The 18,769-nt window shown below is 59.8% G+C and carries 17 protein-coding genes; 10 read left to right on the plus strand and 7 right to left on the minus strand.

Features of this window, described 5'->3' with window-relative positions; all coding sequences use genetic code 11:
• Positions 1–12: 12 nt before the first annotated feature.
• On the plus strand, positions 13–1,497 hold the full coding sequence (gene prpD / locus TX24_RS03585; protein WP_057709734.1) for a 2-methylcitrate dehydratase: 1,485 nt from the start codon (positions 13–15) through the stop codon (positions 1,495–1,497).
• Positions 1,498–1,628: 131 nt separating this feature from the next.
• Here the strand turns inward: prpD and TX24_RS03590 are convergent, their stop codons facing one another.
• Genes TX24_RS03590 through TX24_RS03610 form a run of 5 tightly spaced genes read right to left on the minus strand, consistent with a single transcriptional unit; the run spans position 1,629 to position 7,151 of the window.
• On the minus strand, positions 1,629–2,357 hold the full coding sequence (locus TX24_RS03590; protein WP_003193309.1) for an alanyl-tRNA editing protein: 729 nt from the start codon (positions 2,355–2,357) through the stop codon (positions 1,629–1,631).
• Positions 2,358–2,359: 2 nt separating this feature from the next.
• Positions 2,360–3,352 (minus strand): serine O-acetyltransferase, encoded by a 993-nt coding sequence (locus TX24_RS03595; RefSeq protein ID WP_003193308.1) that lies wholly within the window; start codon positions 3,350–3,352, stop codon positions 2,360–2,362.
• Between the two features lie 37 nt (positions 3,353–3,389).
• A complete protein-coding gene (locus TX24_RS03600; RefSeq protein WP_003193306.1) occupies positions 3,390–4,304 on the minus strand; it encodes a PLP-dependent cysteine synthase family protein in 915 nt (304 codons plus the stop codon).
• 16 nt (positions 4,305–4,320) lie between these two features.
• On the minus strand, positions 4,321–6,183 hold the full coding sequence (moeB, locus tag TX24_RS03605) for a molybdopterin-synthase adenylyltransferase MoeB (RefSeq protein WP_057709735.1): 1,863 nt from the start codon (positions 6,181–6,183) through the stop codon (positions 4,321–4,323).
• A gap of 23 nt (positions 6,184–6,206) precedes the next feature.
• On the minus strand, positions 6,207–7,151 hold the full coding sequence (locus TX24_RS03610) for a DMT family transporter (protein WP_032900824.1): 945 nt from the start codon (positions 7,149–7,151) through the stop codon (positions 6,207–6,209).
• A 109-nt stretch (positions 7,152–7,260) separates the two neighbouring features.
• On the opposite strand from TX24_RS03610, the gene TX24_RS03615 reads away from it, so the two are divergent.
• The gene (locus TX24_RS03615) at positions 7,261–8,685 is read left to right on the plus strand and encodes an aminotransferase-like domain-containing protein (RefSeq protein WP_003193301.1); all 1,425 of its coding nucleotides are present in this window, start codon (positions 7,261–7,263) and stop codon (positions 8,683–8,685) included.
• A gap of 140 nt (positions 8,686–8,825) precedes the next feature.
• On the opposite strand, the gene ppsR is transcribed toward TX24_RS03615, so the two are convergent.
• Positions 8,826–9,644 carry a posphoenolpyruvate synthetase regulatory kinase/phosphorylase PpsR gene (ppsR, locus tag TX24_RS03620; RefSeq protein WP_003193298.1) on the minus strand — a complete coding sequence of 273 codons (819 nt, stop codon included), beginning with the start codon at positions 9,642–9,644 and terminating at the stop codon, positions 8,826–8,828.
• Positions 9,645–9,822: 178 nt separating this feature from the next.
• Here ppsR and ppsA point away from each other — a divergent pair, with 178 nt between their 5' ends.
• The 8 genes from ppsA to TX24_RS03660 all read left to right on the plus strand — a co-directional run bounded on the left by ppsA (position 9,823) and on the right by TX24_RS03660 (position 17,961).
• Positions 9,823–12,198, plus strand: a complete 2,376-nt coding sequence (ppsA, locus tag TX24_RS03625; protein ID WP_032895796.1) for a phosphoenolpyruvate synthase — start codon at positions 9,823–9,825, stop codon at positions 12,196–12,198.
• 106 nt (positions 12,199–12,304) lie between these two features.
• The gene (locus TX24_RS03630; RefSeq protein WP_003193294.1) at positions 12,305–13,294 is read left to right on the plus strand and encodes an alpha/beta fold hydrolase; all 990 of its coding nucleotides are present in this window, start codon (positions 12,305–12,307) and stop codon (positions 13,292–13,294) included.
• A gap of 229 nt (positions 13,295–13,523) precedes the next feature.
• Positions 13,524–14,015 (plus strand): ribonuclease E activity regulator RraA, encoded by a 492-nt coding sequence (rraA, locus tag TX24_RS03635; protein ID WP_003193293.1) that lies wholly within the window; start codon positions 13,524–13,526, stop codon positions 14,013–14,015.
• Between the two features lie 25 nt (positions 14,016–14,040).
• On the plus strand, positions 14,041–15,036 hold the full coding sequence (locus TX24_RS03640; protein ID WP_003193292.1) for a zinc transporter ZntB: 996 nt from the start codon (positions 14,041–14,043) through the stop codon (positions 15,034–15,036).
• Positions 15,037–15,122: 86 nt separating this feature from the next.
• Positions 15,123–15,368: a hypothetical protein gene (locus TX24_RS03645; protein ID WP_003193290.1), complete on the plus strand. Its 246-nt coding sequence runs from the start codon at positions 15,123–15,125 to the stop codon at positions 15,366–15,368.
• Between the two features lie 2 nt (positions 15,369–15,370).
• A complete protein-coding gene (locus tag TX24_RS03650) occupies positions 15,371–16,195 on the plus strand; it encodes a mechanosensitive ion channel family protein (RefSeq protein ID WP_003193288.1) in 825 nt (274 codons plus the stop codon).
• Positions 16,196–16,282: 87 nt separating this feature from the next.
• Positions 16,283–16,873, plus strand: coding sequence for an RNA polymerase sigma factor SigX (gene sigX, locus TX24_RS03655; protein ID WP_003193286.1), 591 nt, complete (start codon positions 16,283–16,285; stop codon positions 16,871–16,873).
• Between the two features lie 107 nt (positions 16,874–16,980).
• Positions 16,981–17,961, plus strand: a complete 981-nt coding sequence (locus tag TX24_RS03660) for an OmpA family protein (RefSeq protein ID WP_003193285.1) — start codon at positions 16,981–16,983, stop codon at positions 17,959–17,961.
• 60 nt (positions 17,962–18,021) lie between these two features.
• Here the strand turns inward: TX24_RS03660 and cobA are convergent, their stop codons facing one another.
• Positions 18,022–18,765: a uroporphyrinogen-III C-methyltransferase gene (gene cobA / locus TX24_RS03665; protein WP_003193282.1), complete on the minus strand. Its 744-nt coding sequence runs from the start codon at positions 18,763–18,765 to the stop codon at positions 18,022–18,024.
• Positions 18,766–18,769 lie beyond the last annotated feature (4 nt).

An 18,769-nucleotide genomic window follows, 5' to 3' on the forward strand; every position in this document is an offset into this window, starting at 1 on the left:
AGGAGAACTGCCATGAGCGCCAACGTCGACCAGAACAACCGTCCCGACTACGACCCGGTGTTGCAGGACATCGCCGACTATGTCCTCAACTACCGCATCGACTCCCAGGATGCCCTGGATACCGCCCGCAACTGCCTGATGGACACCCTCGGCTGTGGCCTGCTGGCCCTGCGCTTCCCCGAGTGCACCAAGCACCTGGGGCCGATGGTGGAGGGCACCGTGGTGCCGTTCGGTGCACGGGTGCCGGGCACTTCGTTTCGCCTGGACCCGGTCAAGGCCGCCTGGGATATCGGTTGCATCATGCGCTGGCTCGACTACAACGACACCTGGCTCGCCGCTGAATGGGGCCACCCTTCGGACAACCTTGGCGGCATCCTCGCCGTGGCCGATCACCTGTCGCAAAAGCGCCTGGCCAATGGCGACGCGCCGCTGACCGTGCGTGCAGTGTTGGAAGCGATGATCATGGCCCACGAAATCCAAGGGGTGATTGCCTTGGAGAACTCCTTCAACCGGGTAGGTCTCGACCATGTGTTGCTGGTGAAAGTCGCCTCCACGGCGGTCACCGCCAAGCTGATGGGGGCCAACCGTGAACAACTGTTATCGGCGTTGTCCCACGCGTTTGTCGATGGCCAGGCGCTGCGCACCTATCGCCATGCGCCGAATGCCGGCTCGCGCAAATCCTGGGCGGCAGGCGATGCATCGAGCCGCGGCGTGCGCCTGGCAGACATCGCCTTGCGTGGCGAAATGGGCATCCCCGGCGTGCTGAGTGCGCCGCAATGGGGCTTCTACGACGTGCTGTTCAGCCACACCAACAAGGACCTGGCGCTCAAGCCCGAGGACAACCGCGCCTTCAGCCTGCCCCAACCCTACGGCACCTACGTGATGGAGAACGTGCTGTTCAAGATCAGCTTCCCGGCCGAGTTTCACGCGCAAACTGCCTGTGAAGCGGCAGTCGCCCTGCACCCGCTGGTCAAGCATCGCCTGCATGAAATCGACCGTATCGTGATCACTACTCACGAGTCGGCGATTCGCATTATTTCCAAGGTCGGCCCGTTGGCCAACGCCGCTGATCGCGACCACTGCCTGCAATACATGACCGCCGTGCCCTTGGCGTTCGGCAACCTGGTGGCCGAGCAGTATGAAGATGATTTCCACGCGGCCCACCCGATCATCGATGAGCTGCGCGACAAGATGGTCGTCATCGAAGACCCGCGCTACAGCCGCGAATACCTGGAGGCCGACAAGCGCTCGATTGCCAACGCGGTGCAGGTGTTTTTCACGGATGGCACCTGCACCGAGCAGGTGGTGGTGGAGTACCCGATTGGCCATCGCCGCCGTCGGGTGGACGGCATTCCACTGCTGGAAGACAAGTTCAAGGCCAACCTGGCCACGCGGTTCACCGCGCAACGCAGCGCTGAGATTGTCGCCCTGTGCAAGGACCAGGCGCGGCTTGAGGCGACACCTGTGAACCGTTTCATGGACCTGTTCACGATCTGAAAAACAGCACGGTCGCTGTGGGAGCTGGCTTGCCTGCGATAGCGGTGTGTCAGCCCCACATGAATTGACTGGATGTCAGCTATCGCAGGCAAGCCAGCTCCCACAGTTGACTGAAGTTTCTGCTTCAGAATCTATTCAAACCGCAGTATCACCCTGCGGTTGTGTTTGCTCTTTTTCTCGATCTTCTCGCAGAACACCCGGCCGATTTCCTCGGTATTGAGTACATGAGTACCGCCGCAGGGCTGGATATCGATGCCGGGGATTTCAATCACCCGGACCGAACCCGAGACCACCGGCGGCGCAACCGCCTGGGTGCGGGTGATCTGCAGCAGGGTCGCGTACTCGGTGGCGGGCATCGACAGGGTTTTTACCGCGTGGGCCTGCTCGATCAGGGCGTTGAGGTCACGGGTGAGTCCGTCTTTGTCCAGGGTCATCTCCGGCAGGTCGAAATCCAGGCGGCCTTTATCTGCGCTGATGCTGCAACCGGTCACGGGCGCGTCGATCAGCGAACACAGCAAGTGCAGGCAGGTGTGCATCTTCATGTGCTGGTAGCGCCGCTCCCAATCCAGCCCGGCGTCGATCTGGACGCCAGCGGCCAACTGTTCGGGGCAGTGGTCCACCTGATGCCAGATGATCGAGCGCAACACCGGGTCGCGCACCGTGCCGGTCACTTGCACCCGTGTGCCGTCGGCCAGGGTGAGGTGGCCGGTATCGCCCGGTTGCCCGCCGCCGGTGGGGTAGAACAGGGTGTGCTCCAGGGCGATACCCTGTTCGCTGACGGCAATCACCCGGGCGCTGAAGGCGTTCTGGTAGGGCGCGCTGTCGAACAGCGCCAGGGTTTCCATGGTATGCACAGACATGTTCAACCTCCGACGATCAATGGGGTGGCTTGCAAGAGGTGGCGCACCAGTGCGCTCAAGCCAGGGGGAGAGAGCAGGGTGATTTCAAATTCCGGCCCGCACACCTTCAGGTTCAGCGGCAGGCGTGGCAGTTGTTCGTCGTTGTCGAGGCGACGCAGACGAAACTGCAGGTGGTGCCGCTCTTTCACCGTGGGTTCGAGCATCAGCCCTTGCAGGGGATGAAAGTCGGCGTCCAGCACGGTGACCTTGTGGCCGACACTCACTTCGCCCACCACGTGCAAGCGCTCATCCAGGGCAAAGGCGCCGAGGTAGTTGCTGTGGTCCGATTCATCGTTTTTTTGCAGTTGGATCTGGTTGACCACCTTGACCTTGGTGCCTGCCGGCACGTCCTGGGTAATCACGCAGGAGGGGCTGATAAACACGTTGTCGCCGATCGAAACATAGCCCAGCACCCGGGCGCCGGCGCCGACTTCGACGTTATTGCCCAGGCGTGGGTGGCGCTTGCCGTCCGGGTTGTTGGCGATACCGCGCGCGCCCAGGGTCACGCCGCAGAGGATGTAGCAGTCGTTGCCGATCACGCAGGTTTCGCCGATGACGGTACCGTAGCCATGGTCCAGCACAAAGCGCCGGCCAATACGCGCTGCCGGGTGAATCTCGGCGCCGGAGAGGATCTTGCCCTGGTTGCTCAGCTTGAGGGCCATGCGCGAAAACTCGCCGTTGTCAGCGGCCTGGAAATGCCACACCAGGTGCGCAAGACGGTAGAACAGTACGGCCTTGAACGAGGCGTAGGATTCCAGGATCAACTCACCGCGGCCACGGGACGCCGGGTCCCGATAGGCATAGGCGATCAGGTCTTCGGCCACTGCCTGGGCGGCGTTCTGGATCAACGGCGCCAGGTGCGGTTCCAGCTGCTTCATCTGCCCGGGCGTCAGGGTGGTGATGAGGTGGGTCAGCAACTCATCGTGCAGCTGTTGCATGTCGATAAAGCCCCCCATGGAGACACCCCCGTATGTTGAATGGTTAAAAGCCCGGTTATTCGAAACTGGGCAGGTAGCTGTCGGCATTGTCGTAGACCATGGTCAACACCACCGTTTCAGGCGGCAGTTCGGGGGCAAGTTGGGCGATGGCAACCATGTTGGCGGCCGAAGACAGCCCCAGGCTGATGGCATCGGTGCGCATGATGCGTTTGATCATGTCCAGGCAATCGGCGTGCGACACCTTGAGCATGCCGTCGATCACGTCCAGGTTGAGGATGCTGGGGATCAGGCCGATCGACAGGCCCTGGATCCCGTGCGCCGCGTGCCGGTCTTTGAGCAGGTCGCATTCTTCCGGTTCTACGCCCATCACTCGCAGCGCGGGCCAGGCGGCCTTGAGGGTTTCGCCGATACCGGTGATGTGGCCCCCTGTGCCTATGCCGCTGACGAAGTAGTCCACGCGCTGTTCACCGAAGGCGCGCAGGATTTCCGGGGCGGTGGTGTCGCGGTGGGTTTGGGGGTTGGCGCCGTTGCGTTGCTGGTTGAGCATCACGTAGTTGGGGTTCTCCAACTGCAGCTCCATGCACTTTTCACCGTGGGAGTTATTGCCCAGGCGACTGTCGGACAGCACTACCCTGGCACCGTACAGCCGCAGCAGCTTCTGTTTTTCCGGGCTGTAGTTGTCAGGGATCACCAGCACCACTTTGTAGCCCAGCACGTTGCCGGCCATCACCAGGCCAATGCCGGTGTTGCCGCCACTGGGTTCGATGATGGTCTGCCCGGAATCACGGATCAGCACACCGCGGCGCTCGGCATCCAGGATCATGCCTAGGGCGATGCGCGCCTTGTGGCTGCCGCCGGGGTTGAGGGACTCCAGCTTGGCGTAGACCTCGATGCCGAGGTCTTCGGAAAACTGGGCCAGACGCACGATCGGCGTTTGGCCGATCACGTCGAGAATGGAGTTGTGCAGCATCAGTACGCCCCCACCCTTAGTACAACGGCATGTCAGGTTCGACGTCGCGAACCCAATGTTTCATGCCGCCCTGCAAGACTTTGGTGTTGGCAAAGCCGGCGGCCAATAGCGTGCTGGCGGCTTGCTCGGCACGGGTGCCTGCGTAGCAGATCAGGTAGTGGGTGTTGTCGCGGCTCAGGCTGGCGAGTTGTCCATCCAGTTCTGCCAGCGGGATATGCACCACGCCGGGTAATTTGCACACCTCCAGTTCGCTGGCGTCACGCACATCCAGCAATACATCGGCGCTGCTGGGGTGTTCGAGCACTTGCTTGAGCCCTTGGGGCTTGATGTAGCGTTCTGCGGCCAGGGAGGGCTGGCTCGGTAAGGCATCGGCGCAGGTGGCCGGCGCGACGGTTTCGCTGTGGCGCAGGTCTGAACAGCAGGGGCAGTCGGCGCGGCGCTTGAAGCGGATCTCGCTGAACTTCATCGCCAGTGCGTCGAAGCGCATCAAGCGGCCGGACAAGGGTTCGCCAATGCCGATCAGCAATTTGATCGCCTCGGTGGCCTGGATCATGCCGACCACGCCCGGTAACACGCCGATCACACCGCCCGCGCTGCAATTGGGCGCCAGCTCAGCGGGCGGGGCCTTGGGGAACAGGCAGCGATAGCACGGCCCACCTTTATAGTTGAGCACGCTGATCTGCCCGTCGAAACGGTAGATGGCGCCGTACACCAAAGGTTTGCCCAACTGCACACAGGCGTCGTTGACCAGGTAGCGGGTGTCGAAATTGTCGGTGCCGTCGATCACCAGGTCATAGGCACCCACCAGTTCCAGGGCGTTGTCAGTGTCGAGCGCGGTGTTGTGCGCATTGATCTGGATATAGGGGTTGAGGTCCAGCAGGCGCTGCTTGGCGGACTCGACCTTGGGCATGCCCAGGGTGCTGTTGCCATGCACGATCTGGCGTTGCAGGTTGCTGCTTTCCACCACGTCAAAGTCCACCAGGCCCAGGGTGCCGATGCCGGCCGCCGCCAGGTACAGGCTGATGGGCGAGCCCAGGCCGCCGGTACCGATGACCAGCACCTTGGCTTTCTTCAGGTTCAATTGGCCCTCGCGGCCGACGCCCGGCAGGGTGATGTGGCGCACATAGCGCTGCACTTCTTCGTTGCTCAGGGTGTCGATGTCCATGCCGCCGGAGGTGGCGAGCAATACTTCGATACGGGCTTTTGCTGGCAGGGGTTCATCGGCGTCTATCAGCGCCTCCTCGGCGGTAAACAGGAAGTGTTCCTTGAGCTGGTCGTTATTTTCATGGAACAGGTGCTGACGCAATTGGGGGTGATGGGTGCAGAGATTTTCAATGACTTCGCGCAATGTCGATCCGGCGCCCTCAAGGGTCGATTCCGGCAGCTTGGCCACGCGAACCAGAATGTCGGGGAAAGAGACAGCGTTCATGGACAACTCCGTGTGCAGGTCGTTGAAAGGTTGAAGGGAGAAATGCTTGCCATCCCAGGCAAACAGCTTGGAGCCCAGGGCCTGGCCCTGACGAACATCCACCACCAGGTAACTGACGGGGAAGATCGGCTCGCCCAGGAACAGTGCCTTGTCCTGGTCTTCGTCACTGAAATAGGCGCCCACATCCGGGTGTGAGTGGTAGATCACCACCACCGGGTTGTCGCTGCGAAACGCCTTGTTCATCAGCAGGGTGTCGGCCACCGAAAAGGTGTAGCCGTTGGCCGCGCTGCGTGGGTACATCTGGGGGTTCTTGCGGTGCAGCTCATTCTGGATATTGCTGCCCAGGTACACGCTGCCGTCGGCGAAGACAAAACCACAGCACTCCTCGGGGTAGCTGCGGCTGGCGTGGGCGTAGATCTGTTCCAGGGCGGTGGGGCGGAGGACGTCCATGTTTCTCTCGCGTTGGTTGAGGGTCACTTTTTCTTGGCCATGAGTTTTTCGATCGGCAACTTGGTGATCGCAAAGCCGGCCAGCAGGATCGCCGAATACAGCATCAGGTCGCGGGAAATTTCCACGCCTTCGTACCAGGCACCGATGATGACCGCGAACACCGGGAAGATGATGAAGACGAATGACAGGATGATCGGGCTCAGGCGCTTGAGCAGCATGAAATACACAATGAACCCGCCCACCGAGGCCACCAGGCCCAGGTAGAACAGCGCGCTCCAGGAACGCAGGGTGATGGCGTCGAACGTCGGCGTTTCAAACCACAGGCCGGCAAGGAACAGCATCAGCCCGGCAATGCCGATGGGCAGGGTGTTGTAGGTGATGACGCTGATGGCGCTGCCTTTTTGCTTGGTAATGACATAGCACAAGGCGTGCATGATCGCGGCGCTCAGAATGGCCAGCACCCCGAGGAACTCGGCGTGGTCCAGGTGCAGGCCCTGGCTCCTGATGATCATGTAGAGGCTGCCGAAACCGATGCCGATGCCGACCACCTGGGAGAAATAGATGCGCTCGCGCAGGAACAGCGCGGAGAAGATCAGGATGAACACCGGCATGCAGCTGAACAGCAGGGCGGTGAGGCCCGACGACACATGCATTTCGCCGTAATTGAGCAAATAGTAGGGAACGCTGAAGTAGGACAGGGTCACGAATACGAAGAACCAGCGGCTTTCCCGGGGAAACAGGATCGGCTCACGGCGCACCATGGCAAAACACAGGAACAGCGGAAACGCGATGAGAAAGCGCAGGCCGGCGGATGTCAGCGGCGGCACGCTCTCGACGGCGATCTTGATGCCCAGCCAAGTAGTGCCCCAGCTCAGGCAAACGATCAGGAACATCACGCTGGTCACCAGCCCGGCGAGCCACTGTTTTTGCGTTTTTGTTTTTGCAGTGTTTTCGAGAACGGCGGACATTGGCATCGTTTATTGCTTCCCTGAGCCGGAATTGAACTCTATATTGAACTTGTAATGAGTTATGTTTATCGGCGATTGAACCCGTAAAAGCACACTATTAGGGCGAAAGATGGCTGTCAAAACAAATATTGACATGGTGTCAATTATGCGTGAGGGCTTGTCCAACGGGCAGGGCGTGAAGTACAAGCGCCTGTCCGATGTGATGGAACGGGGCATCCTTGAAGGCTTGATTGAACCGGGACGAAAACTGCCGCCCCATCGGGTGCTTTCCGACAATTTAGGCGTGACCATCGGCACCATCAGCCGGGCCTACGGTGAACTGGAGCGCCTGGGCCTGGTGGTTGCACGGGTCGGTGACGGCACCTTCGTGCGCAAGCGTGGGATGGAGCGCCAGCGTGATGAGGGCTTTCGCAATTTCAGCGAGGAGCCGCGCCAGTACTTCGACATGAGCCGCAACATGCACATTCCCGGGCAAGAGACGGTGTTTCTCGCCCAGAGCTTTCAAACCCTGTCGACCAACGCCAAGTTCCTCCAGGACATCAGCGCCTACACCCCGGACGCCGGCCTGCCGCGTTACCGTGAAGCGGGCGCGCAATGGCTGGTGCAGCGCGAGTTTCATCCGATTCCCGAGCAGGTCATCTGCGTCAACGGCGGCCAGCACGGCTTGCTGTGCGCCATGATGGCCCTGCTGCGCGCTGGCGATACGGTGGTCACCGAGCAATTGACTTACCCCGGGCTGATTACCGCTGCGCGCATGCTGGGGGTGCGGCTGATCGGCCTGGAGATGGACGAGGAGGGTGTGCTGCCCACGGCGCTGGATGAGGTCTGTCGTAATCACCGGATTTCGGCGTTGTATTGCACGCCGACTATCCAGAATCCGACCACCGCCGTGTTATCGGTTGCGCGCCGCGAAGCCTTGGCCAGGGTGTGTCGCGAACATAACCTGCTGATTCTGGAGGACGAAGCCCACGGTGTGCTGGTGGAGGACCGTCCGCCGCCCCTCAGCTATTTCGCGCCAGAGCGTACGATCTTGATCAGCAGCCTGAGTAAGGCGGTGTCAGCCGGTTTGCGGGTGGGCTACGTGCATGCGCCACCTGCGCTGGTCAGCCGCATCTCGGCGGCGATCCGTTCGACCTGCTGGATGGCCACACCTGTGACCTTGGAACTGGCGACCCAGTGGATTGAAAACGGCACGGCGGAATATTTGTTGCGTCAGCAGATCAACGAGATCAGCCGGCGCAAGACGTTGGTCGAAGATCTATTGACCGGCCTGGCTTATCGCACCCACCTCAACAGCCCGCACTTCTGGATCGAAGTGCCGGAGCCCTGGCGGGCCTCGGAAATCGAGGCGGAGCTCAAGCAGAACAATTACCTGATCGCCACCGCCGAGGCGTTTGCCGTGGGGCAGACGGCGGTGCCGCAGTTTATTCGGGCGAGTATCTGCAACACGTCGGGCGATGATCAGTTACTGCGCGAGGGGTTTGATGCGCTGGCGACGGCGTTGGGGCAGGGAGGCGGGCGGTTTCATCTGTAAATCCGCGTTACCGTTGCTCGTTCCCACGCTCTGCGTGGGAATGCATCTTGCGACGCTCCGCGTCGCTATTGCGGGACGCGGAGCGTCCCAGGCGGCGTTCCCACGCAGAGCGTGGGAACGATCAGATCAGGCGACAGAGATCACTTGAAGCGCCGCTCCACACCCTTCTCCACCAAAATCTTCGCCGAAATCTCTTCCACCGAAAAATGCGTGGAATTGATGTGCGCAATATTCTCGCGGCGGAACAGATTTTCTACTTCACGCACTTCAAATTCACACTGGGCATAGCTGGAGTAGCGGCTGTTGGGCTTGCGTTCGTTGCGGATGGCGGTCAGCCGGTCCGGGTCGATGGTCAGGCCGAACAGCTTGTGTGAATGCGCGCGCAAAGCGGCGGGCAGGGTCAGGTGTTCCATGTCATCTTCGGTCAGCGGGTAGTTGGCCGCACGAATACCGAACTGCATGGCCATGTACAGGCAGGTCGGGGTCTTGCCGCAACGCGATACGCCCACCAGGATCAGGTCGGCCTTGTCGTAGTAGTGGGTGCGGGCGCCGTCGTCGTTGTCGAGGGCGAAGTTCACCGCCTCGATACGCTCCATATAGTTGGAGTTATGCCCGATGGAGTGGGACTTTCCGACGGAATAGGACGAATGTTCACTCAACTCCTGTTCCAGCGGCGCCAGGAAGGTAGAGAAAATGTCGATCATGAAACCATTCGACGTTGCGAGAATCTCACGAATGTCTTGATTGACGATGGTGTCGAAAATGATCGGGCGAAAACCGTCTTTTTCAGCCGCCAGATTGATTTGTTGTACCATGGCCCGCGCTTTATCCACGCTGTCTATATAAGGCCGGGTGAATTTGGCAAAGGTAATGTTTTCGAACTGCGCGAGCAGGCTCTGACCCAATGTTTCGGCTGTAATGCCGGTGCCGTCGGAAATAAAGAAAGCAGATCGTTTCATTTGAGCCCTGGGCCTTAAGCTGATGGCGAATCTTGGATATGATAGGCGCGATTTTGCCGTCCCGCAGTGGGCCGCATTCTCACTTATTTTCCAGGTCCAGGCCACAAGCGCTGGCGTTAGCTCCTACTGAGCAACCCGCGTCCTGAGCTTTTCCAACACAGAAAGTGGAGAGATCACCTTGGTAGAGTACGTAGTTTCCCTCGATAAGCTCGGCGTCCATGATGTAGAGCATGTGGGGGGCAAGAACGCATCCCTCGGCGAGATGATCAGTAATCTTGCAGGCGCTGGTGTCTCGGTGCCCGGTGGTTTCGCCACCACGGCCCAGGCTTACCGCGACTTCCTCGAGCTGAGCGGCCTCAACGCCCAGATCCACGCCGCGCTGGACGCCCTGGACGTCGATGACGTCAACGCCCTGGCCAAGACCGGCGCCCAGATCCGCCAGTGGATCATGGAAGCCGAGTTCCCCGAGAAGCTCAACGAAGAAATTCGCACCGCCTTTGCCACCCTGTCCGCCGGTAACCCGGACATGGCCGTTGCCGTGCGCTCCTCCGCCACCGCCGAAGACTTGCCGGACGCCTCCTTTGCCGGCCAGCAGGAAACCTTCCTCAACATTCGCGGCGTCGAAAACGTGATCCGCGCGGCCAAGGAAGTGTTTGCCTCCCTCTTTAACGACCGTGCGATTTCCTACCGCGTACACCAGGGTTTCGACCACAAGCTGGTGGCCCTGTCTGCCGGCGTGCAGCGCATGGTACGTTCGGAAACCGGCACGGCCGGCGTGATGTTCACCCTCGATACCGAATCCGGTTTCCGTGACGTGGTGTTTATCACCGGCGCCTACGGCCTGGGCGAAACCGTCGTACAGGGCGCGGTCAACCCCGACGAATTCTACGTACACAAGGGCACCCTCGAAGCGGGTCGCCCGGCCATCCTGCGCCGTAACCTGGGCAGCAAGGCCATCAAGATGATCTACGGCGACGAGGCCAAGGCCGGTCGCTCGGTTAAAACCGTTGACGTCGACAAGGCCGAGCGCGCGCGTTTCTGCCTCACCGACGCTGAAGTCAGCGAGTTGGCCAAACAAGCGATGATCATCGAAAAGCACTACAAGTGCCCGATGGACATCGAGTGGGCCAAGGACGGTGACGACGGCAAGCTGTACATCGTGCAGGCACGCCCCGAGACCGTGAAGAGCCGTACTTCGGCCAACGTCATGGAACGCTACCTGCTCAAGGAAACCGGCACCGTGCTGGTGGAAGGCCGTGCCATTGGCCAGCGCATTGGCGCAGGCAAGGTGCGGATCATCAAGGACGTGTCCGAGATGGACAAGGTCCAGCCGGGTGACGTACTGGTTTCCGACATGACCGACCCGGACTGGGAACCGGTGATGAAGCGCGCCAGTGCCATTGTCACCAACCGTGGCGGGCGTACCTGCCACGCGGCGATCATCGCTCGTGAACTGGGGATTCCGGCCGTCGTGGGTTGCGGCAACGCCACCCAACTGCTCAAGGATGGCCAGGGCGTGACCGTGTCCTGCGCCGAAGGCGATACCGGCTTTATCTTCGAAGGTGAGCTGGGCTTTGATATCAAGCAAAACTCCATCGACGCCATGCCCGACCTGCCGTTCAAGATCATGATGAACGTCGGCAACCCGGACCGCGCCTTTGATTTCGCGCAGTTGCCGAATGCCGGTGTGGGCCTGGCCCGCCTGGAATTCATCATCAACCGCATGATCGGCGTGCACCCCAAGGCACTGCTGAACTATGACGGCCTGCCACTGGACATCAAGGAAAGCGTCGACAAGCGCATCGCCGGCTACAACGACCCGGTAGGTTTCTACGTCGAGAAACTGGTTGAAGGCATCAGCACCCTGGCTGCGGCGTTCTACCCGAAAAAGGTCATCGTGCGCCTGTCGGACTTCAAGTCCAATGAATACGCGAACCTGATCGGCGGTAAGCTCTACGAGCCGGAAGAAGAAAACCCGATGCTGGGCTTCCGCGGCGCCTCGCGTTACATCAGCGAAGCCTTCCGTGACTGCTTCGAGCTCGAATGCCGTGCGCTCAAGCGCGTGCGCAACGAGATGGGCCTGACCAACGTCGAGATCATGGTGCCGTTCGTGCGCACCCTGGGCGAAGCGAGCCAAGTGGTGGACCTGCTGGCCGAAAACGGCCTGACCCGTGGCGAGAACGGCCTGCGCGTGATCATGATGTGCGAATTGCCGTCCAACGCCATCCTGGCTGAAGAGTTCCTGGAGTTCTTCGACGGTTTCTCCATCGGCTCCAACGACCTGACCCAGTTGACCCTGGGCCTGGACCGCGACTCGGGGATCATCGCCCACCTGTTCGACGAGCGTAACCCGGCGGTCAAGAAGCTGTTGGCCAACGCCATCCAGGCCTGTAACAAGGCGGGCAAGTACATCGGTATCTGCGGCCAAGGCCCTTCGGACCACCCTGACCTGGCCAAATGGCTGATGGAACAGGGAATCGAGAGCGTTTCGCTGAACCCCGATTCCGTGCTGGAAACCTGGTTCTTCCTGGCTGAAGGCCAAGCGTCCGCCTAAGATCGCCTGGTCAAAAGTGCCGGTCACTCGTTGCGGGTGACCGGCATTCTTATCTGTACAGGGCGGGAATCCTTGCGGACGCCGCCCTTTTTTGTGCAAGAGCATTATGCAAAGCAGCAGCAATCTATTTCCTGTCGCCCTGATCAGCGCTGAACGTCGTGGCGACCTGAGTGAAGATGTCTATCGGCTCAAACCCGGTAACAGCCCGGACGGCACCGTCGAGTTGGCGGTGACCCGTTTGGGCCTGGCCGATGTCCCGGAAAACCGGGGCACGCCGATTATTTTATTGCATGGCAGCTTTTCCAACCGGCGCTTCTGGTACTCGCCCAAGGGCATCGGCCTGGGGGCATACCTGGCGCGTCGCGGATTTGATGTGTGGATCCCGGAAATGCGCGGCCATGGCTTGTCCAAGCGCAATCACGACTACGCCAGAAACCATGTCGCCGATTACGCACGCTACGATTTGCCGGCTGTGGGGGCGTTTGTGTCTGAGCAAAGCGGGCAGGTTCCGCACTGGCTCGGGCATTCCCTCGGCGCCACCACCTTGGCTGCGGCCTTGGGCGGGCAGCACTTGGATGCATCTGCGGTGGCATCGGTGGCGTTGTTCGGCTGCCAGGTCAGTCGTACCCATTGGCCGTTGAAAATCCCACCGGTGCAGTGGGGTGGGCGCTTTATTCTCAAGCGCCTTGGCCACCTGTCCGGCCCGCGCTTCAAGCGTGGGCCCGAGGACGAACCGGCTGGCGTGATGATCGAAGCGATGCGTTGGAACGGCCTGTTCGGCCGGTTTGGCGATGCCGAGCATGACTGGTGGAAAGGCTTGGCGCAGGTCGATGTGCCGCTGTTGGCGGTGAGCGCAGCGGGCGACCGACAAGACCCAGACTGGGCCTGCCGCAAGCTCTTCGAGCAAGTGGGCAGCGAGCATCGCCAGTACCTGTGCCTGGGGCGTCAGCAAGGTTTCAGCGAGGATTTCGGCCATGTGCAGATGCTGGTCAGCAAAGCCGCCCAGGCCCAAGTGTGGCCTTTGGTCGAGCGTTGGTTGAACGACCCGCTGACACCTTTATTCGGCACGCAGCCCGAGGTGGCTGCAACGGTTTGACGAAACGCTCTGCCAGGGGCGTTTCACTCTTGAAGGGTTGCGGCTAAGATATGACGCGCCACGCGGTTCTGGTCATATTCAGTCGCGCAACGTGTATTGCGTTGCGCTGATCGGGGTTTGATCATGGCCGCCGCCAACGAGCAGGCACTTAAAGAATGCCTGTCGCGAGGCGTTTTCTTGATGTACACCGTGGATGTTCGACCTCTTCTTTGATGACAGGAGTTTCTCGATGAACCATTACGTGACCCCCGACCTGTGTGACGCCTACCCGGAGCTGGTGCAGGTAGTGGAGCCGATGTTCAGCAACTTCGGTGGCCGAGACTCCTTTGGCGGCGAGATAGTCACCCTCAAATGCTTCGAGGATAACTCCCTGGTCAAGGCGCAGGCTGACCTGCCGGGCGCTGGTAAAGTGCTGGTGGTCGACGGTGGCGGTTCCCTGCGCTGCGCGCTGCTGGGTGACATGATTGCCGAGAAAGCCGCGAAAAACGGTTGGGAAGGGCTGGTCATCTACGGGTGTATCCGTGACGTCGACGTCATTGCCCAGACCGACCTGGGCGTGCAGGCCCTGGCCTCGCATCCGAAAAAAACCGACAAGCGCGGCCTTGGCGACCTGAACGTGGCGGTGACATTCGGGGGCGTGACGTTCCGCCCCGGTGAGTACATTTACGCCGACAACAACGGGGTGATCGTGTCGCCCAGCCCACTGAAAATGCCTGAATAAACTGCCGTAACCGATTGGGGTGAGGATGTTCGAAGAAGAAAACGCGCAATGGGGGCTGGTGCATGCCCTGGTGCTGGACGGTAAAGGCGGTGCGCGTTCGATTGCCCGGACTGAGCTCGACGATCTGCAGTTGCAGCCCCAGGAAAGCCTGTGGCTGCACTGGGATCGCAGCCATCCTCAAACCCAGACCTGGCTGCGCAAATCCAGCGGCCTGAGCGAGTTTGCCTGTGACCTGCTGCTGGAGGAGAACACTCGCCCACGCCTGTTGCCGCTGCCGGACGCCGAATTGCTGCTGTTTCTGCGCGGGATCAATCTCAACCCAGGCGCCGAGCCCGAAGACATGGTGTCGGTGCGCATCTTCGCCGCTGCCAACCGAGTGATCTCGTTGCGTTTGCGCCCCTTGCGCGCCACCGATGAGTTGCTGGTGCAACTGGCAGACGGTAAAGGCCCCAAGACGGCATCCGAGCTCATCCTTTATATGGCTCAGTACCTGACCAATAAAGTGCAGGATCTGGTCGCTGGCTTGTCTGAAATCGTCGATTCCGAGGAAGAAAAACTCGATGCCGACGAACGGTATACCCCGGAGCACGGCAGCGTTCTGCAGATACGTCGAAGAGCCGCCGGACTCAAGCGCTTCCTGGCTCCCCAGCGGGATATTTTTGCCCAGCTCACGCGAATCAAATTGGCGTGGTTCTGCGACGACGATGCCGACTATTGGAATGAATTGCACAACAGTCTGACCCGTTACCTGGAAGAGCTGGAATTGGCCAGAGAGCGCGTGGGGCTTGTGCTTGAGGCCGAAGACCGGCGTTTGAGCCTGCGCATGAACCGCACCATGTACCGCTTCGGGATCATCACCGGGATCTTCTTGCCGATGAGTTTTCTCACCGGTCTGCTCGGTATAAATGTGGGCGGCATTCCGTTCTCCGAGAGCCCTTATGGATTCATGATTGCGTGCCTGTTGATGGTGTCTGTGGCATTGGGGCAATGGTGGTTATTTCGACGATTGCGCTGGGTTTGACCTGAATATGACCTGAACGTAAGAAAGGGCCGATGTGACCCGATGAATTTTACCCTCGTCTTTTAAATCACTTGCGAGAGGTCTCTATGCACGATCCGTTCGAACAGTCTTTGCGTGACATGCTCAATGCTTCGCCATCCAACCGTGATGACGATGCTTGCCTGGGCCGCGTACTGAAAACCGCCAACCGTCAGGTAGGGGCGGGTGACCTGTTCGGTCTGCTCGGGCGTTGGGTGCCGGCATTGATGATGGCCCTGAACAACGGTTCGGCCCATGTGTCACCGGTTTCCCGTCGTAAACCTCTTGCTAGCACTGCTGATAAGGCTGATTGAATATGGAACTTGATCTCTGGACCCAGAGCCTGGTCACCGCGATGACCGCATTGTGGACCAAGGTGGCGAATTTCATTCCCAACCTGTTTGGTGCCCTGGTCCTGGTATTGCTGGGTTTTGTCGTCGCCAAGCTGCTCGATACCCTGCTGTCCAAATTGCTCGCCAAACTGGGCCTCGACCGCCTGATGGCCGGCACTGGCCTGACCAAATTGCTTGGCCGCGCGGGGTTGCAAGTACCGATTTCGACCCTGATCGGCAAGATCGTCTATTGGTTCGTTCTACTTATTTTTCTGGTTTCTGCAGCGCAGTCCCTTGGACTTGAGCGAGTTTCAGCTACGCTCGACATGCTGGCACTGTATTTGCCGAAAGTGTTCGGCGGCGCGCTGGTGCTGCTGGTGGGGGTTTTACTCGCGCAATTGGCCAACGGGCTGGTGCGCGGGGCCGCCGAAGGCGTGGGCTTGGACTACGCGGCGGGCCTGGGGCGAATCGCCCAGGGGCTGGTGATCATCATCAGTATTTCTGTCGCGATCAGCCAGTTGGAGGTCAAAACTGACCTGCTCAACCACGTGATTGTGATTGTTTTGATTACCGTTGGTCTGGCAGTTGCGCTGGCCATGGGGTTGGGAAGCCGGGAAATTGCCGGTCAGATTCTTGCGGGAATCTATGTGCGTGAGCTGTATCAAGTTGGGCAACAGGTGCGTGTGGGCGAGGTCGAAGGGCAAATCGAGGAGATCGGCACAGTCAAGACGACCGTGCTGACCGATGACGGGGAACTGGTGTCGCTGTCTAACCGGATTCTCCTGGAGCAGCAGGTCAGTAGCCGCTAATCCGGCAAATCCTGCTAATGTACGCCGCCGCAAACCCGGGTGACCGGGTTGCAGCGGACATTGACCTGACTGTCGGCACGACTTGTTTTGAATAAAGCCCAAACGCTGTCCACGCGCTATGACCCCCGTGAGCTCTCTGATGAGGAGTTGGTCGCGCGCTCGCACACGGAGCTGTTTCACGTAACACGCGCGTACGAAGAATTGATGCGCAGGTATCAACGCACTCTGTTCAACGTTTGTTCAAGGTATTTGGGGAACGATAGAGACGCGGATGATGTCTGTCAGGAAGTGATGCTCAAGGTGCTATACGGCCTGAAGAACTTCGAGGGCAAATCGAAGTTCAAGACCTGGCTGTACAGCATCACGTACAACGAGTGCATCACGCAGTATCGGAAGGAACGGCGAAAGCGTCGCCTGATGGACGCTTTGAGTCTGGACCCCCTTGAGGAGGCGTCTGAAGAGAAGGCGCCGGCACCCGAGGAAAAGGGCGGACTTGATCGCTGGTTGGTGCATGTGAACCCGATTGACCGCGAAATTCTGGTGCTTCGATTTGTCGCAGAGCTGGAATTTCAGGAAATCGCTGACATCATGCATATGGGTTTGAGTGCTACAAAAATGCGGTACAAGCGTGCTCTTGATAAATTACGTGAGAAATTTGCGGGCGAGACTGAAACTTAGTGCGTAGCAAATATCTCTTACGTGTAGGCAAGTTCTGTTAGACTTGTCGCCGAGTTGTCCCCCGGTTTGTGGGACTGCTTTACAATCACCAGATGGGGATTTAACGGATGAAACTGAAAAACACCTTGGGCTTGGCCATTGGTTCTCTTATTGCCGCTACTTCTTTCGGCGTTCTGGCACAAGGCCAAGGCGCAGTTGAAGGCGAGCTGTTCTACAAGAAGCAGTACAACGATAGCGTTAAGCACATCGAAGACGGCTTCAACCCAGGCGCTCGCATTGGTTACTTCCTGACCGACGATCTGTCGTTGAATCTGTCGTACGACAAGACCAACCACACCCGTTCGAACGACGGCACTGGCAACCAGAAGATCAAAGGTGACACTGGCAGCCTCGTTGCTCAGTACCACTTCGGTCAGGCTGGCGTTGATAGCCTGCGTCCATACGTTGAAGGCGGTTTCGGCCACCAGAGCCGTGGCAACGTGCGCGCTGACGGCCACACCGGTCGCGATCAGACCACTTTCGCTACCATCGGTACCGGCGTGAAGTACTACTTCACCAACAACCTGTACGCTCGTGCTGGTGTTGAAGCTGACTACGGTCTGGACAACGGCAAGTGGGACTACTCCGCACTGGTCGGCCTGGGCGTGAACTTCGGCGGTAACGCTGGCGCAGCAGCTCCAGCTCCTACCCCAGCACCAGCTCCAGAGCCAGTTCCAGAGCCAGAAGCTCCGGTTGCTCAGGTTGTTCGTGTTGAGCTGGACGTTAAGTTCGACTTCGACAAGGCCGTTGTTAAGCCTAACAGCTACGGCGACGTTAAAAACCTGGCCGACTTCATGGCTCAGTACCCAGCTACCAACGTAGAAGTTGCTGGTCACACTGACTCCGTAGGTCCAGACGCTTACAACCAGAAGCTGTCCCAGCGTCGTGCTGACGCTGTTAAGCAAGTCCTGGTTAAAGACGGCGTTGCTCCTAGCCGTGTAACTGCTGTTGGTTACGGCGAATCCCGCCCAGTTGCTGACAACGCAACTGAAGCTGGTCGCGCTGTTAACCGTCGCGTAGAAGCGTCGGTTGAAGCTACCGCTCAGTAATTACTGAGTAGTAAAGAAAAGCCCGGCTCAGGCCGGGCTTTTTTTCGCCTGCGATTTGCCTCAGGCGCTTGCCGCAGCGGCGATGCTAGCCATCTGTGCGGCGCCGGCAACCTGGCCAATCACCAGGATGGCCGGGCTTTTGAGTGCAAAGGCTGTTGCAGCTTCATGCATGGCCGCAAGCGAGCTGCGGCATTCGCGTTGTTGGGGCAATGAAGCGTTTTCGATCATTGCCACCGGCATATCCGCAGCCATGCCGCCGTTGAGCAGCTGTTCGCGGATTTCGTCCAGCTTGGCCACGCCCATATACACCACCAGCGTGGTTCCACCCTCCGCCAGCGCACGCCAGTTCAAGCTGCTGTCATCCTGGGTATGCGCGGTGACCAAGGTCACTCCACGGCTCACCCCGCGCAAGGTCAACGGGATGTCACACTGGGTCGCCCCGGCCAGCCCTGAGGTGATGCCATTGACCAATTCCACCTCGACACCACGCTCGCGCAGCCAGGTTGCCTCTTCGCCACCGCGGCCAAAAATACATGGGTCACCGCCTTTAAGGCGTACCACGCACTTGCCCTGGCGTGCATAACGCAGCATCAGGCGGTGAATAAACTCCTGCGGGGTAGAGCGGCAGCCGCCGCGCTTGCCGACGGTAATCACCCGGGCGCTGGCGCAGTGTTCCAGTACTGCCGGGTTGACCAAGTCATCAATCAGCACGACGTGCGCTGCCTGCAGAGCCCGGACCGCCTTGAGGGTCAGCAACTCCGGATCACCCGGCCCTGCGCCTACCAGCCATACTTTTGCGCTCATGTTG

This window comes from Pseudomonas lactis (assembly GCF_001439845.1).
GTDB classification, from domain to species: domain Bacteria; phylum Pseudomonadota; class Gammaproteobacteria; order Pseudomonadales; family Pseudomonadaceae; genus Aquipseudomonas; species Aquipseudomonas lactis.

Coding starts and splice junctions, on each gene's coding strand:
- prpD (WP_057709734.1), top strand. CDS start 13: ATGAGCGCCAACGTCGACCAGAACAACCGTCCCGACTACGACCCGGTG.
- TX24_RS03590 (WP_003193309.1), bottom strand. CDS start 2,357: ATGTCTGTGCATACCATGGAAACCCTGGCGCTGTTCGACAGCGCGCCC.
- TX24_RS03595 (WP_003193308.1), bottom strand. CDS start 3,352: ATGGGGGGCTTTATCGACATGCAACAGCTGCACGATGAGTTGCTGACC.
- TX24_RS03600 (WP_003193306.1), bottom strand. CDS start 4,304: ATGCTGCACAACTCCATTCTCGACGTGATCGGCCAAACGCCGATCGTG.
- moeB (WP_057709735.1), bottom strand. CDS start 6,183: ATGGACGTCCTCCGCCCCACCGCCCTGGAACAGATCTACGCCCACGCC.
- TX24_RS03610 (WP_032900824.1), bottom strand. CDS start 7,151: ATGTCCGCCGTTCTCGAAAACACTGCAAAAACAAAAACGCAAAAACAG.
- TX24_RS03615 (WP_003193301.1), top strand. CDS start 7,261: ATGGCTGTCAAAACAAATATTGACATGGTGTCAATTATGCGTGAGGGC.
- ppsR (WP_003193298.1), bottom strand. CDS start 9,644: ATGAAACGATCTGCTTTCTTTATTTCCGACGGCACCGGCATTACAGCC.
- TX24_RS03630 (WP_003193294.1), top strand. CDS start 12,305: ATGCAAAGCAGCAGCAATCTATTTCCTGTCGCCCTGATCAGCGCTGAA.
- rraA (WP_003193293.1), top strand. CDS start 13,524: ATGAACCATTACGTGACCCCCGACCTGTGTGACGCCTACCCGGAGCTG.
- TX24_RS03640 (WP_003193292.1), top strand. CDS start 14,041: ATGTTCGAAGAAGAAAACGCGCAATGGGGGCTGGTGCATGCCCTGGTG.
- TX24_RS03645 (WP_003193290.1), top strand. CDS start 15,123: ATGCACGATCCGTTCGAACAGTCTTTGCGTGACATGCTCAATGCTTCG.
- TX24_RS03650 (WP_003193288.1), top strand. CDS start 15,371: ATGGAACTTGATCTCTGGACCCAGAGCCTGGTCACCGCGATGACCGCA.
- TX24_RS03660 (WP_003193285.1), top strand. CDS start 16,981: ATGAAACTGAAAAACACCTTGGGCTTGGCCATTGGTTCTCTTATTGCC.
- cobA (WP_003193282.1), bottom strand. CDS start 18,765: ATGAGCGCAAAAGTATGGCTGGTAGGCGCAGGGCCGGGTGATCCGGAG.